Genomic DNA, 12,556 nt, shown 5'->3' with positions numbered 1-12,556 from the left:
CCCGCCCCGGTCCCGGCGGCCGCGGCCGCCGCGCACCCGGACACCGGCCCCCGCGCGGACGACCCGTGTGCCGTCGGCTGCGCGCCCCAGGCCAGGGCCCGGCCGGACCACCTCGGCGACCGTGCGTGCCCACCGGATCACCACGCCACCGGCCCCCGCGCCGCCCATGCCGGCCCGGCCGCCGGTACCCGTACTCACGCGCCCTCCCGTCGCGCACCCGTCTCCCCCGGCCGAGCGGCCCACGACCGCGGCCGGGCACCTCCGGCGCCCGCAGGTACCTGACGCCACCCATCACCCTTTCGTCCGTCGCGGCCGCGCGTGCCGCCGCCGCGGCGTGCCTGCCGGAGGCCCGTGTTGAAACGCCGGAACAACTCCCTGCGCACGCGTGCGCTCATCGCCCTCGCCGTGATCGCCGCATCGCTGGCCATCGCCCTCACCACACCGGTCCGCCTCGGTCTCGACCTGCGCGGCGGCACCCAGATCGTGCTGGAGACCCGCTCCACCCCCACCACCGACGCCGACGCGGCGGCCACCGACCGCACCCTGGAGGTGCTGCGCGGCCGCATCGACGCGCTCGGCGTCGCCGAACCGACCCTGGTCCGCTCCGGCGACCACCGCATCGTCGTCGAGCTGCCCGGCGTCCACGACCCGAAGAAGGCCGCCGACGTGCTGGGCCGCACCGCGCAGCTCACCGTCCACGCGGTCCTCGGCCCGGCCGGGTCGGCCGACCGGGCCACCGCCCCGCCGGCCGACCCGGCCGAGGAGCGCGTTCTGCCGGACGAGTCCGGCCAGCCCCTGCGCCTGCGCGCCGCCGAGCTGACCGGACGGGACGTCAAAGGCGCCGACGCCCGCTTCGACCAGCAGGGCGGTGCCGGATGGCACGTCACGGTCGACTTCACCAAGACCGGCCAGAACCGGTGGAAGCAGGTCACCGCGCGGGCCGCCTGTCAGCCGGCCGGGGACCCGCAGCGCCGGGTCGCCATCGTCCTCGACAACAAGATCATCTCCGCGCCGCAGGTCGAGCCCTCCGTACCGTGCGGGACCGGCATCCCGGGCGGCACCACCCAGATCACCGGCTCCTTCGACCAGGCCGAAGCCCGCGAGCTGGCCCTGCTCATCTCCGGCGGCGCCCTGCCCGTACCGGTCGAGACCGTCGAACAGCGCACCATCGGCGCCACGCTCGGCGACGCCGCCATCGAGGCCGCGGCCTGGGCCGCCGTCATCGGCACCGCGCTGACCGCGCTGTTCATCATCGCCGTCTACCGGCTCCTGGGCCTGCTCGCGACCGTGGCCCTGGCCTGCTACGGCCTCATCTCCTACGCCGCCCTGGCCGCGCTCGGCGCCACGTTGACCCTGCCGGGCCTCGCCGGGTTCGTCCTGGCGATCGGGATGGCCGTGGACGCCAACGTCCTGGTCTTCGAACGGGCCCGCGAGGAGTACGCGGCCCGCAGCCGCCCCAGCCCCCGCTCCGCCCTGGCCGCCGGGTTCCGCGGTGCCCTCAGCGCGATCGCCGACTCCAACATCACGACACTGATCGCCGCGGCCCTCCTGTTCGCCTTCTCCTCCGGCCCGGTACGCGGCTTCGGCGTCACCCTCGCCATCGGCGTCCTCGCCTCGATGGTCAGCGCGCTGGTGATCAGCCGGGTACTCGCCGAGTTCGCGGTCGGGCGCCCCGCGGTCCACCGCCGGCCCCGTATCACCGGCATCGCGGGCACCGGATGGGTGCGCGACCGGCTGCTGCGCCGCGGCCCGTTCCTGCTGCGCCGTCCGCGCCGCTGGCTGGCCGCCTCCGCCGTCCTGCTCGTGGTGACCGCGTCGGGCGTCCTCGTCCGCGGCCTGGACTTCGGGATCGAGTTCACCGGCGGCCGGCTGATCGAGTACGCCACCAGCTCCCCCGTCGATCCCGACCGGGCCCGCACCGCCCTCACCGACGCCGGGTTCCCCCGCGCGGTCGTGCAGTCCTCCGGCGACTCCGGACTCACGGTGCGCGCCGAGGACCTGAGCAACGCCGACGAGGCCACCGTCACCGCAACCATCAGGGACCTCGGCGGCGGGACGAAGAAGGTCCGCGACGAGCTGATCGGCCCCAGCATGGGCGACGAACTGCGCCGCAACGCCCTCATCGCCCTCTGCCTCGCCCTGGGCGCCCAGCTGCTGTACCTCGCGGTCCGCTTCCGCTGGGTCTTCGGGACCGCGGCCGTCGTCGCGCTCGCCCACGACGTGGTGATCCTCATCGGCGCCTTCGCCTGGCTCGGCAAGCCCATCGACGGGGTCTTCCTGGCCGCCCTGCTGACCGTCATCGGCTACTCGGTCAACGACTCCGTCGTCCTCTTCGACCGCGTCCGCGAACTGCTGGGCCGCGACCGCACCACACCGCTGCCCCGGCTGACGAACCAGGCGGTCCTCCAGACCCTGCCCCGGACCGTCAACACCGGCATGGGCGCGGCGCTCATCCTCACCGCCCTCGCCGTGCTCGCCGACGACACCCTCGCCGACTTCGCCCTCGCCCTGATCATCGGCCTGGCGATCGGCACCTACTCGTCCGTCTTCACCGCCGCCTCACTCGTGGTCGAGCTGCACCCGCGCCGGAAGGCGCCGCGGCCGCCGCGGTCCGCGCGGCGGCCGGAACCGGCCGAGACCGCCGCGCCGACCGTGCGGAAACCGCGGCAGCGGGGTCTTCGATGAGCACCCGCGTCGGACCGGGAGACACCGGTCACGCCGAGGCAGGAACTTCCCGGCTCCCTCCCGCGTTGCGGAGGACGACCTGATCGTCTGAAGAGGCGGCACGACTGCGGCGCCGTCCGGGAGAAGTGAGCACCCCATGGCCATGGTCGGCCTGTTCTGGATCGCCGAGGGCGACGTGTACGTGGGCGCGAAGCCGTCCGGCTCGGCTTTCGGGGTGCGCCTGGCCCCCGAGGGCGTGGTGGCCCTCGGGGACGGGCAGTCCGGCCTCCACCTGTGGGAGGACGTGCGCGCCCTGACGGTGGCGGACGTCCCCGTGAAGTCCCTGGCACGGCAGGTCGGCGTGGTCAAGGACCTGGCCCTGGGAACGGTGCGGGAGCTGGCCCTGCCCATGGGCCACGGCCGGGTGGCCGAGGCCCCGGCGATGATGACCGTACGCGTGGAATCCGCCGACGGCGACCACGAGTTGGCGGCCTACGCCGCCGCGGCCGTCGGCTACTCCCCGGCGGAGGCCGACCTCTCCCGCGCCCTGCTGTCCCGTCTCACGCAGGGCGCCGCGACCATGGCCACGACCCTGGCGGCGATGGCGGAGTGGGGCCGTGCCCGGGAGGGCGGGTCGCCCCGGAGGGCGGAGCGGGAGGAGCTGTTGCGGAGGTGGGTGGGCTAGGCGGTTTCGTGTGGATCAGCCAGTCGTTGGTCCGGGTGTGCCGTTGACTGACGCGCAGTGGGCGCGGATCGAACCGTTGCTCCCGGCCCGGACGCCGAAGCGGGGTGGCCGCTGGCGCGATCACCGTGAGGTGATCGACGCGATCGCCTTCACGTTCCAGACCGGCACGCAGTGGGTCCACCTGCCAGAGAAGTACATCGCAAGGTCTGGCTGGCTCGGGCGAGCCGGGGGAACGGTGTACACGGCTCCCCAGCCATGAACTGACCAGTGATCCAAACGAAACCGCTTGGGGCCCGCCTTCGGGGGCGCGCCGGTTCACCCTTCACGGGGGCGGCGACCCGTCTCCGGAGGTGGCGGGCGGTCCGTCTTCGAAGGGGCCGCCCGCCACCTTCGGGAAGAACACCGGTCCACCGCCCGTACAGCTCGACCTGTCCGGGGGCCATCACCAGACGGGTCCGCTCGGTGCGCCCGTCGCGGTGGTGGACGGTCACCGGCAGCGCGGCTTGCTCCGCGTGGTGATCGTAGGTGGCATCGCGCCGATCGATGGTGATGTGTGAGATCACGAAGTGTTCCGTTCGGTCGTATCTGGGGGTCGTTGGAGTTCGGCGGGTGTTCGGGGGTGGCCCCGGCCGTCTGCCACGGGGGAGACATGACGGCCGGGGCCCGGGGACCGTCCGCCCGGCCCCACAGGGCAGGCACGGAACGGACGGCCGTCTCAGGTCCGTCTGACGCGGTGGACGGCGTTCTCCTCTTCCCTGTGGCGGGGGCACTGGCACGGCGGCCACGCCTGCCCCAACGCGTAGGGGTTGAGGTCCTCCCCGACGAGAACACCGACCACCGCACGCCGCGCGGTCACGATCCCATCGCGCGCCATCGTGTAGACGCGCATCGTCATACGCGGCGCTTCACCCCCGCCCCGGGCCTTGTCAGCGTTCACCGGCCTCCCCCTCGACCGGGGCCAGGAGGTGAAGCACGCTGCGCAGACTGCGCTTCACCGCGCCCAGGCGGTAGGCCAACTCTTCCGGCGTGGCGGTGGCCAGATCGAGGGATTCCGCCCCCGCGAGGGTCTGTCCGGCCACGATCACGACGGCCCGCTCAAGACCCTCGCGGGTGGGCTTGCCCGCCGCGATACACGCCGGACACAAGCCCGAACCCGGCTCGGCGAGATCACGGTGCCCGAAGCTGCCGGGGGTGGCGCACAGGGCACAGCCAGGGGCCGGGACGGGCGCGGCACGGCCGGTGGCGGTCACCGGATCACCACCATGCCGTGCGGGGCACAGATCAACTCCACCCGGGGGACGCTCTTCGACCGCTGTTGCTTGCACCGCTCATCGGCCACCACATAGGGACGCACCAGCGCGGGCAGCTCGCTGTCCAGCGGCAGGGGGATGGGGCGCGGTTCGAGGGCCGGCGAGTCGGCGTACAGGCGCGGGGCGGCCGTCCCGCGCCGACCCGTCGCGGAGTCCACGGTCCCCGCCACGGGCCGGGAAGGCGCCGGATACGACGCGGGGAGGCCCGGGACCGCACGGTGACGGCCGGGCGGTCGTAAGGCCAGAAGTGCACTCATCCACACCAGTGCACGGCGAGTAAGGTCATGCATGTTGTCAACCTCCACGTGGTTGATGGCCACGCCCCCGGGCCGTTCGGAGCGGCTGCGGGGGTCCCGCATATGCGGCACGTGGCCTACGCCGGTAACGGCGCGTATCGGGCTGCTTCCTCGCTCTAGGCAACTGCGCCACTACGCGGAGCGGTACCGTTGCAAGAGCGGCGGTTTTCAAAAGCTTCAAATGCTCTTGAACGAGGGGGCGTGGCGACATGGGGCAGGAGTCCAACCCGAACCTCAAACAGCTGTACGGGCAAACGGGGTGGACCTTGGGGCGCTTCGCCCGGGAGGTCAACCGGGTTGGTACCGAGGGAGGTGCGCCCAAGGCGTACAGTGCGCAGACCGTGCACCAGTGGCTGAAGGGCCACGTCCCGAAAGCCGAGGCTCGGCCACTGATCTTGGAGGCCCTTTCCCGGAAACTGGGTCGTCCGATCACTCATAGCGAGGCGGGATTTCCGGCACCTGTATCCGACTCGGCGCAGCCGAGTACCGTTGAGGGGTTGATCGACCTTGGCAGGCAGGATATGGACCCATCGCGCCGCAGCGTGATAGGTGCCAGCCTCTTTTCCGTCGCACTGACGGTACCCGGCTGGCCGGACGTAGTGGGCAGGATGGAAGCTGTTCAGGCTGGGGAGACACGGCGTGTCGGGTTGCCCGAGGTCGAGATGATCAAGGCCATGACAGAAAGACTGTCGGAGCTGGACGACGAATTCGGCGGTCGGCACGCCAGGCCGATGGCTGCCGCATTTCTGGTGAACACCGTCGCACCCTACTTGCGGGCCCCAGCCTCAGACGATGTACGGAAGAACATGATGGGCGCCGCCTCTTTCCTCTGCTATCTCATCGGATGGATGGCGGTAGATGAAGGACTTCACAGGCTGGCTCAAAATTACTACGTGAAGGGCCTGGAACTGGCCGGGGCAAGCGATGACCATTTCACGTACTGCCACATCTTGCGCGGCATGTCGGTACAGGCCGCAGACTTGGGCAACGGATCTCCCGCAGTGCGTCTGGCAGATGCCGCCGCTGCCGCCGCACCGAGCGCCGCGCCCCGAATGCGCGCCTTCCTCGCAGGGCAGCAGGCGCACGCTTACGCAGTGCGTGGAGACAGAAGAGCGGCCTATCAGTTCCTCCGAGAAACCGATTCCGCAATAGAGAAGGCCGAAAGCCAGGCGCGCACTTTCGGCGGATATTCGCCCGCCACTTTAGCTTATCACGAAGCCCAGGTTCGAAATGCACTCGGCGATACCACGGGGAGTATCGACTCCCTTCAGCGGCATTTCTCCCTTCGCAGCAGCAGCAACGACAGCAGGCGCAGCGGAATCCGCTTTACTTCCATGCTGGCCGAAAGGCAATTGAAAGTCGGACACCTCGAGGCAGCATGCGCCAATTGGAGTAAGGTCCTCGATGATTACCCTACGATAAAGTCAGGCCAGGTAGACCAACACGTACTTACCATGTTCCACTCGCTGCGCCCCTATCTCAAGAATCCAGCAGCGCGAGAGCTGTACGAACGTGCCCGGATCGTTACCCCTGACTCACTGGCCGTCTAATCGCTTCGACGGCAGAGACTGAGAGTCATGTGGCTCCTGCCCGCCTCCCTGACGTACCGTCAACCTGCGAACTCGGGCCACTCGGGCGAGGCCGTTGCGCTGCCCCGGCTTGGGTTCCAGCCTCCCTGTTTCGCTTCGGGTGGCTGAGCCGGTCTGAGCGGGTGTGCGGTGGTGGGTTTGGTTGCTCGTCGTCGGCGGGCATGGCCGGGGCCCGACGCGCGGGTCGGGTGCCGCGCCTCCCGGCTGCCGGACGCGGTACGCGCCCTGCACCGGGCATTCGTGGAGATCCCGGCCGGCAGCCCGGGGGCCGGTACGCGGCGGACGGGCGGGGAGGGCGCCCGTGGTGCGGCGGCGGACGGGCGCGGCGACCGGCTTCGCCGGACCGTACGGTGCCGCGCCGGCGCACCGGGGCCCGCCCCGCCCCTGCGCCGGACCGGAATGCGCCGGACCGGATCCGCACAGGCCATGGCCGTGGTGGACGCGAGGAGAGCACGATGACGCTGACCGACCAGAAGGCGGCGGTGGGGGCAGGACCGCCGCGGACATGGGTGCCGAAGTCGCGGAGCCGTCCGGACGGCCTGCTCGCCTGCGCGGACTGGGACGGTTCGGTCCGGTGGCGGGACGGCGAACGGCTGGAGCAGCTGTTCGAGGAGCGCTGCGACCGGATGCGGGCGCGGGAGGACGGCGACCGGCTCGCGGTGGACGCCGACGGGGTCGCCCTCACGTACCCGCAGCTGGACGAGAGGGCCAACCGGCTCGCTCGTTTCCTGCTGGCCGAGGGGGTACGGCCCGGCGACCGGATCGGGCTGCTGCTCGACGACGCGGTGGACGCCTACGTCGGGATGCTGGCCGTGCTGAAGGCACACGCCGCGTACGTACCGCTGGACGCCGGGTTCCCGCCGGACCGTCTGCGCTACATCGTGGCCGACGCCTCCGTACGCATGGTCCTGTCGCTGTCCCGGCTCGCCGAGCGGACGCGCCCCCTCGCGGACATGGCCGCGTTGGTGTTCCTGGACCGGGTGCGGTCCAGGGTCGCGGAGCAGTCTCCCGATCGCCCCGGCGCCCCGGCCGCCGGGGAACCGGCCGACGGCCTGTGTTACGTCATCTACACCTCGGGCTCCACGGGCCGTCCGAAGGGGGTGGCCGTCGGACACCGCGCCGTGTGCAACTTCGTCCGGGTGGCCTCGGAGGTCTACGGGCTCACCCGCGACGACCGGGTCTACCAGGGGATGACCATCGCCTTCGACTTCTCCGTGGAGGAGATATGGGTCCCGTGGATGACCGGTGCCACGCTGGTCCCCAGACCCGACGGACCCAGCCTGCTCGGCGCCGAGCTGGACGCGTTCCTGCGCCGGCGGCGGGTCACGGCCCTGTGCTGCGTTCCCACCTTGCTGGCCACCCTGGACCCGAGCGTCTCCGAGCTGCGGTTCCTGCTGGTCTCGGGGGAACCGTGCCCGCAGGACCTGGTCAGCCGCTGGCACCGGCCCGGCCGTCGGTTCCTCAACGTCTACGGCCCGACCGAGGCGACCGTCACGGCGACCTGGAGCCCGCTGGCCCCTGACCGTCCGGTGACGATCGGTGTCCCGCTGCCGACGTACTCGGTCGCCGTCCTCGATCCGGAGCGGGACACGGTCCTGCCGCCGGGCGCCATGGGGGAGATCGCGATCGGCGGGATCGGGCTCGCCGAGGGGTACCTGAACCGGCCCGAGGTGACCGAACGTGCCTTCGTCCCGGACTTCCTCGGCGTCCCCGGGAATCCGTCCGGCAAGCTCTACCGGACCGGGGACCTGGGCCGGATCAACGCCCACGGCGAGGTCGAACACCACGGCCGCATCGACACCCAGGTCAAGATCCGCGGCTACCGGGTGGAACTGACCGAGATCGAGTCGGTGCTGCTGCGCGTACCCGGAATCGCCCAAGCGGTGGTCAGCGACCGGGAGACCGCCCCGGGGACCGTGGAACTGTGCGCCTACTACACCACCTGCGCGGACACCGCCGTGGATCCCGAGCGGGCCGTGGCGCACCTGCGGGAACGGCTGCCCGGCTATATGGTCCCCGCCTATCTGGAACACCTGGCATCGATCCCGATGCTGCCCAGCGGCAAGGCCGACCGCCGGCGCCTGCCGCCACCGGCCGGGCCGCACCGGCTCACCGCACGGGGCGACGGCGCGGCCCCCCGCACCCGTACCGAACGGACGCTGGCCGGCCTGCTGGCCGCGGCCCTCCGGGTCGAGCGGATCTCCGTGGACAGCCACTTCTTCACCGACCTCGGCGCCAACTCCCTGCTCATGGCGCGGTTCAACGCGGCCGTGCGGGAACATCCGGACCTGCCCGATGTGTCGATGCGGGACGTCTATCTGCATCCCACCGTGCGCCGGCTCGCCACCGCCCTGGCCCAGGCGCCGTCCCCTCCCCCACCCGACCGCGTACCGCGGCAGCCGGCCGCACCGGCCGCTCCGGCGGTGGGCGGGCTCCGGTACGCCCTGTGCGCGGCCCTCCAGTTCCTGGTATTCCTCGGCTACGTCTGCCTCACCTCGGTGGCGCTGGACATCGGCACCTCATGGCTGGCGCGGGGGCAGGGCTGGCTCGGCTCCTACGGACGCGCGGCCGCCCTGGGCGCCGTGGCGCTCATCGGCGCGAGCCTGTTCCCGATCGCCGTCAAATGGGTGCTCATCGGGCGGTGGACACCGCGGCGCATCCCGCTGTGGAGCGTGGCCTACGTCCGATTCTGGTGCGTGAAAACCCTCGTCGTCGCCAATCCGCTGGCCCGGCTGACGGTCGGAACGCCGCTGTACACCCTGTATCTGCGGGCGCTCGGCGCCAAGATCGGACCACGTGCCCTGATCCTCACCCGGTGGGTACCGGTCTGCACCGACCTGCTGACCATCGGGGCCGACACCGTGATCCGCAAGGAGACCTTCCTCAACGGTTACCGGGCCCGCGACGGAGCCATCGAGACCGGCCCGGTCACCATCGGCGCCAACGCCTTCGTCGGCGAACAGAGCACCCTGGACATCGGCGTGCGCCTCGGCGACGCCGCCCAACTGGGCCACGCCTCCGCGCTGCACGAAGGCCAGTCGGTACCCGCCGGGCAGCGGTGGCACGGCTCGCCGGCCGAGCCCGCACCGGCGGGCTGTGAGTACCTCACCGTTCCGCCGGCCCGGTGCGGCCGCCTGCGGCGGGTGTGTCACGCCCTCGTGATGGCGCTGGCGCTGACGGCCACGGTGGGGGTGGCCGAGGTGGTCGCCGCCGCGCTGCTGGAGTCCCGGCCCGCGCTGGTCCAGGCCGTCACCGGGGCGGGCGGCCCCGGCAGTTGGACGTACTACGCCGACGGGCTGGAGATCGCGGCGGCCACGGTGTTCGGGCTCGCCCTCCTGGGGGCGACGCTCGTACCGGCCCTCTCGCGCCTGCTGTCCCGTCCGCTGAGGCCGAACACGGCCTATCCCCTGTACGGAGTGCGGTTCACCCTCCAGCGCGCCGTCGCCCGGCTGGCCAACACCCGCTTCACCATCGCCCTGTTCGGCGACAGCTCGGCGATCGTCCCCTACCTGCAAGCCCTCGGGTACCGTCTGGCACCGGTCGAGCAGACCGGGAGCAACTTCGGCACGATGCTCAAGCACGAGGTGCCCGCCCTCAGCCGGGTCGGCACCGGGACCATGGTCTCCGACGGGCTGTCCATGGCGAACGCGGAGTACTCCAGCACCTCCTTCCGTACCGCCCCGGCCGCCATCGGACGCCACAACTACCTGGGCAACAACATCGTCTACCCGGCCGGCGGCAGGACCGGCGACAACTGCCTGCTGGCCACCAAGGCCATGATCCCGGTGAGCGGCCCGGTCAAGGAGAACACCGGACTGCTCGGCTCACCGCCCATCGAGATCCCACGGTCGGTCGCCCGCGACCACCGCTTCGACCGCCTCGCCACGGGACCCGGGCTCCGGCGCCGCCTCGCGGCCAAGAACCGCCACAACGCCGTGACCATGGCCCTGTTCCTGGCCGTGCGGTGCCTGTACGTCTACGGCCTGCTCCTGATCGCGATGTTCCCCCTGGCCGACAGCGGCGGGCTGTACTGGGTGGAGACGGTCGGCACCGCCGTCCTCGAACTCGCCTACACGGTCGGCTACTTCGTCCTGGTCGAACGGGCCGTGCTGGGCTTCCGCGCCCTGCGGCCACGGTTCTGTTCCCTCTACGAGCGGTCCTTCTGGCGGCACGAGCGCTACTGGAAGGTGCCGTCCATCCTCTACCTCTCCGTCTTCAACGGCACCCCCTTCAAGCCCGTCATCTGGCGGCTGCTCGGCGTCCGCATGGGACACCGGGTCTACGACGACGGCTGCCGGATCCTGGAACGGACCCTCACCCGGGTCGGCGACGACTGCGCCCTCAACGCCGGCAGCATCCTGCAGGCGCACTCCCTGGAAGAGGGCGTCTTCAAATCCGAGCACGTCGCCATCGGCGCCGGCTGCACCATCGGCACCAGCGCCTTCGTGCACTACGGCGTTGTCGCCGACGACCACGCCCGCGTGGACGCCGACTCCTTCCTCATGAAGGGCGAACACGTACCGGCCCACGCCCGGTGGCGCGGCAATCCGGCGAGGGAATCACGCGACGGGGCCCGGTGCCGCCGACCGTAGCGGGTCGCCCCGCACCGGGCGGCGCCCGCCGTCAGGCGGCGCCCGCCGTCAGGCGGCGCCGCCGCTTCGGCGCCCTCCCGCCGCCGAAGCGGCGGGAGGGCCCGGTCACAGGATCCCCAGCTCCCGCAGGACGCGGTGCTGAGCCGGTGTGGGCCTGGCCGGGAAGTAGAGATAGCACACACCCCCCGTACCGCTTTTGACCTGCCCGTTCGCGTCGTAGCGCTTGGTGCGCAGCCAGATATTTTCCCACTGGCGCCTCTTGTAGACGTGGCGGACCGCGTCGTTGCTGGGCGAGGCCGGGTCGTTGGCGATGACGTCGCCGTCGGCCGTGAAGCCGATCACGGTCATCAGGTGGCCCGAGGTGCCGTATCCCGCGCCGTCCAGCTCGGTCGCGAGGAAGGACTGCGAGGTGATCAGCGGAATGCCGGCCGCGATGAGCTTCTCGGCGTCGGTGAGCGAGCCGAGCCGGGTGACCACGCCCCGCAGATCGCGGTAGGTGGCGGCGTACGCGGCGTTGAACGGCCAGTTGCCGCATCCCTCGTACTGGTAGTCGAAGGTGGCTCGGGCGGCGTGGCAGACCTGCGGGTCGGCGTAGTCCGGGTTGACCCAGGCCAGGTCCCCGGCGGAGGGCTTGCGACCCCAGTACTCGGTGATCATCTGCGAGGAGGTGGGGCTGCACCACGCCTCGCCGCCGTTGTCGTACTCCGGGTACTGGCCCTTGTGGATCTCCTGCGAGTAGCGCGGTACGGCCAGCTCGTGTCCCTTGGGCAGGCTCGGCGTGGAGGCGGGCACCTCGAACCGGTCGGGGACGTCCGAGCCCATCGCGCCGACCCGCCACACCGTGGGGGTGAGCGTGGTGCCGGGCCTGCGGTGGAGGGTGAGCCGCACCTGGTACGCCGCCAGCCGCAGCCCGCTCGCCGGGTCGTCGATGGAGAGGGTGTCGGTCCACACCGAGCTCTTGTCGTCGCTCTGGCCGTCCACCGAGGTGCGCCGGATGGAGGAGGCGCCGTCGTCCGAGGCCCAGCGGCCCATCACGTACCAGGGGGTCGCCGAGCCGTCGGTGTAGGTGCCCTTCAGCTCGATCTGGATCCAGGTGCCGGCGGGGGTGCGGGCGTTCCAGGAGACGATGGCCTCGGTCGCGGGCACGGAGAGCCTGCGCACCGGGGAGGTCCAGGTGGCGTACTCCCAGGCGGCCGTGGTGCCGGTGTGCGGATCGGTGTAGTCCACGCTGCCCAGCGGGCGGGAGATGACGATGCCGGGGCGGGCACCGGCCTCCGCGCGGACGCCCTTGGCGGTACCGGCCAGCCAGTCGGCGTGGCCGCTCCAGCCGTGGTACTCCGCGACCCGGGCGGCCTTCGGGCCCGCCGGGGCCCCGGAGGCGACGGGGATCCCGGCGGCGGGTGCCGCGGAGGGGGCCGGG

At 71.8% G+C, this 12,556-nt stretch carries 9 protein-coding genes and 1 pseudogene; 5 read left to right on the top strand and 5 right to left on the bottom strand.

All coding sequences use genetic code 11. The annotated features are described in order from the left end of the window. Positions 1 to 198, bottom strand: a pseudogene (locus AXW62_RS45165) (hypothetical protein); the annotation flags it as partial. A gap of 153 nt (positions 199 to 351) precedes the next feature. Here AXW62_RS45165 and secD point away from each other — a divergent pair. From secD to AXW62_RS47205, 3 genes are all read left to right on the top strand, one after another. Continuing rightward, positions 352 to 2,685, top strand: coding sequence for a protein translocase subunit SecD (gene secD / locus AXW62_RS23490; protein ID WP_107406337.1), 2,334 nt, complete (start codon positions 352 to 354; stop codon positions 2,683 to 2,685). Between the two features lie 136 nt (positions 2,686 to 2,821). Beyond that, entirely contained in the window at positions 2,822 to 3,349 is a 528-nt protein-coding gene (locus tag AXW62_RS23485; RefSeq protein ID WP_060946245.1) for a hypothetical protein, read from the top strand. Then, positions 3,282 to 3,608, top strand: a complete 327-nt coding sequence (locus AXW62_RS47205) for a transposase (RefSeq protein ID WP_107406336.1) — start codon at positions 3,282 to 3,284, stop codon at positions 3,606 to 3,608. The genes AXW62_RS23485 and AXW62_RS47205 overlap by 68 nt, the downstream gene beginning before the upstream one ends. Before the next feature lie 456 nt (positions 3,609 to 4,064). On the opposite strand, the gene AXW62_RS23470 is transcribed toward AXW62_RS47205, so the two are convergent. The 3 genes from AXW62_RS23470 to AXW62_RS23460 are packed head-to-tail and all read right to left on the bottom strand — an operon-like array spanning position 4,065 to position 4,817. After that, on the bottom strand, positions 4,065 to 4,286 hold the full coding sequence (locus tag AXW62_RS23470) for a hypothetical protein (protein WP_306305066.1): 222 nt from the start codon (positions 4,284 to 4,286) through the stop codon (positions 4,065 to 4,067). Further along, positions 4,276 to 4,599: a hypothetical protein gene (locus tag AXW62_RS23465; protein ID WP_060946242.1), complete on the bottom strand. Its 324-nt coding sequence runs from the start codon at positions 4,597 to 4,599 to the stop codon at positions 4,276 to 4,278. Before AXW62_RS23465 ends, AXW62_RS23470 begins: the two co-directional genes overlap by 11 nt. Continuing rightward, the gene (locus AXW62_RS23460) at positions 4,596 to 4,817 is read right to left on the bottom strand and encodes a hypothetical protein (protein ID WP_159060942.1); all 222 of its coding nucleotides are present in this window, start codon (positions 4,815 to 4,817) and stop codon (positions 4,596 to 4,598) included. Before AXW62_RS23460 ends, AXW62_RS23465 begins: the two co-directional genes overlap by 4 nt. Before the next feature lie 347 nt (positions 4,818 to 5,164). Between AXW62_RS23460 and AXW62_RS41310 the strand changes: the two genes are divergently transcribed. Together AXW62_RS41310 and AXW62_RS23455 are read left to right on the top strand one after the other, a co-directional pair. Next, positions 5,165 to 6,505 (top strand): NsdA family TPR-like regulatory protein, encoded by a 1,341-nt coding sequence (locus tag AXW62_RS41310; protein WP_079115753.1) that lies wholly within the window; start codon positions 5,165 to 5,167, stop codon positions 6,503 to 6,505. Between the two features lie 494 nt (positions 6,506 to 6,999). Next, positions 7,000 to 11,136 carry a Pls/PosA family non-ribosomal peptide synthetase gene (locus AXW62_RS23455; RefSeq protein ID WP_079115752.1) on the top strand — a complete coding sequence of 1,379 codons (4,137 nt, stop codon included), beginning with the start codon at positions 7,000 to 7,002 and terminating at the stop codon, positions 11,134 to 11,136. A gap of 105 nt (positions 11,137 to 11,241) precedes the next feature. Here the strand turns inward: AXW62_RS23455 and AXW62_RS23450 are convergent. After that, positions 11,242 to 12,556: C39 family peptidase (locus AXW62_RS23450; RefSeq protein ID WP_060946240.1), on the bottom strand; the 1,315-nt coding region annotated here is incomplete at its 5' end.

The organism is Streptomyces hygroscopicus subsp. hygroscopicus, assembly GCF_001553455.1.
GTDB classification, from domain to species: domain Bacteria; phylum Actinomycetota; class Actinomycetes; order Streptomycetales; family Streptomycetaceae; genus Streptomyces; species Streptomyces hygroscopicus.
Note: the sequence above shows the minus strand (reverse complement) of the source record. Positions and strands in the feature narration are given on the sequence as shown.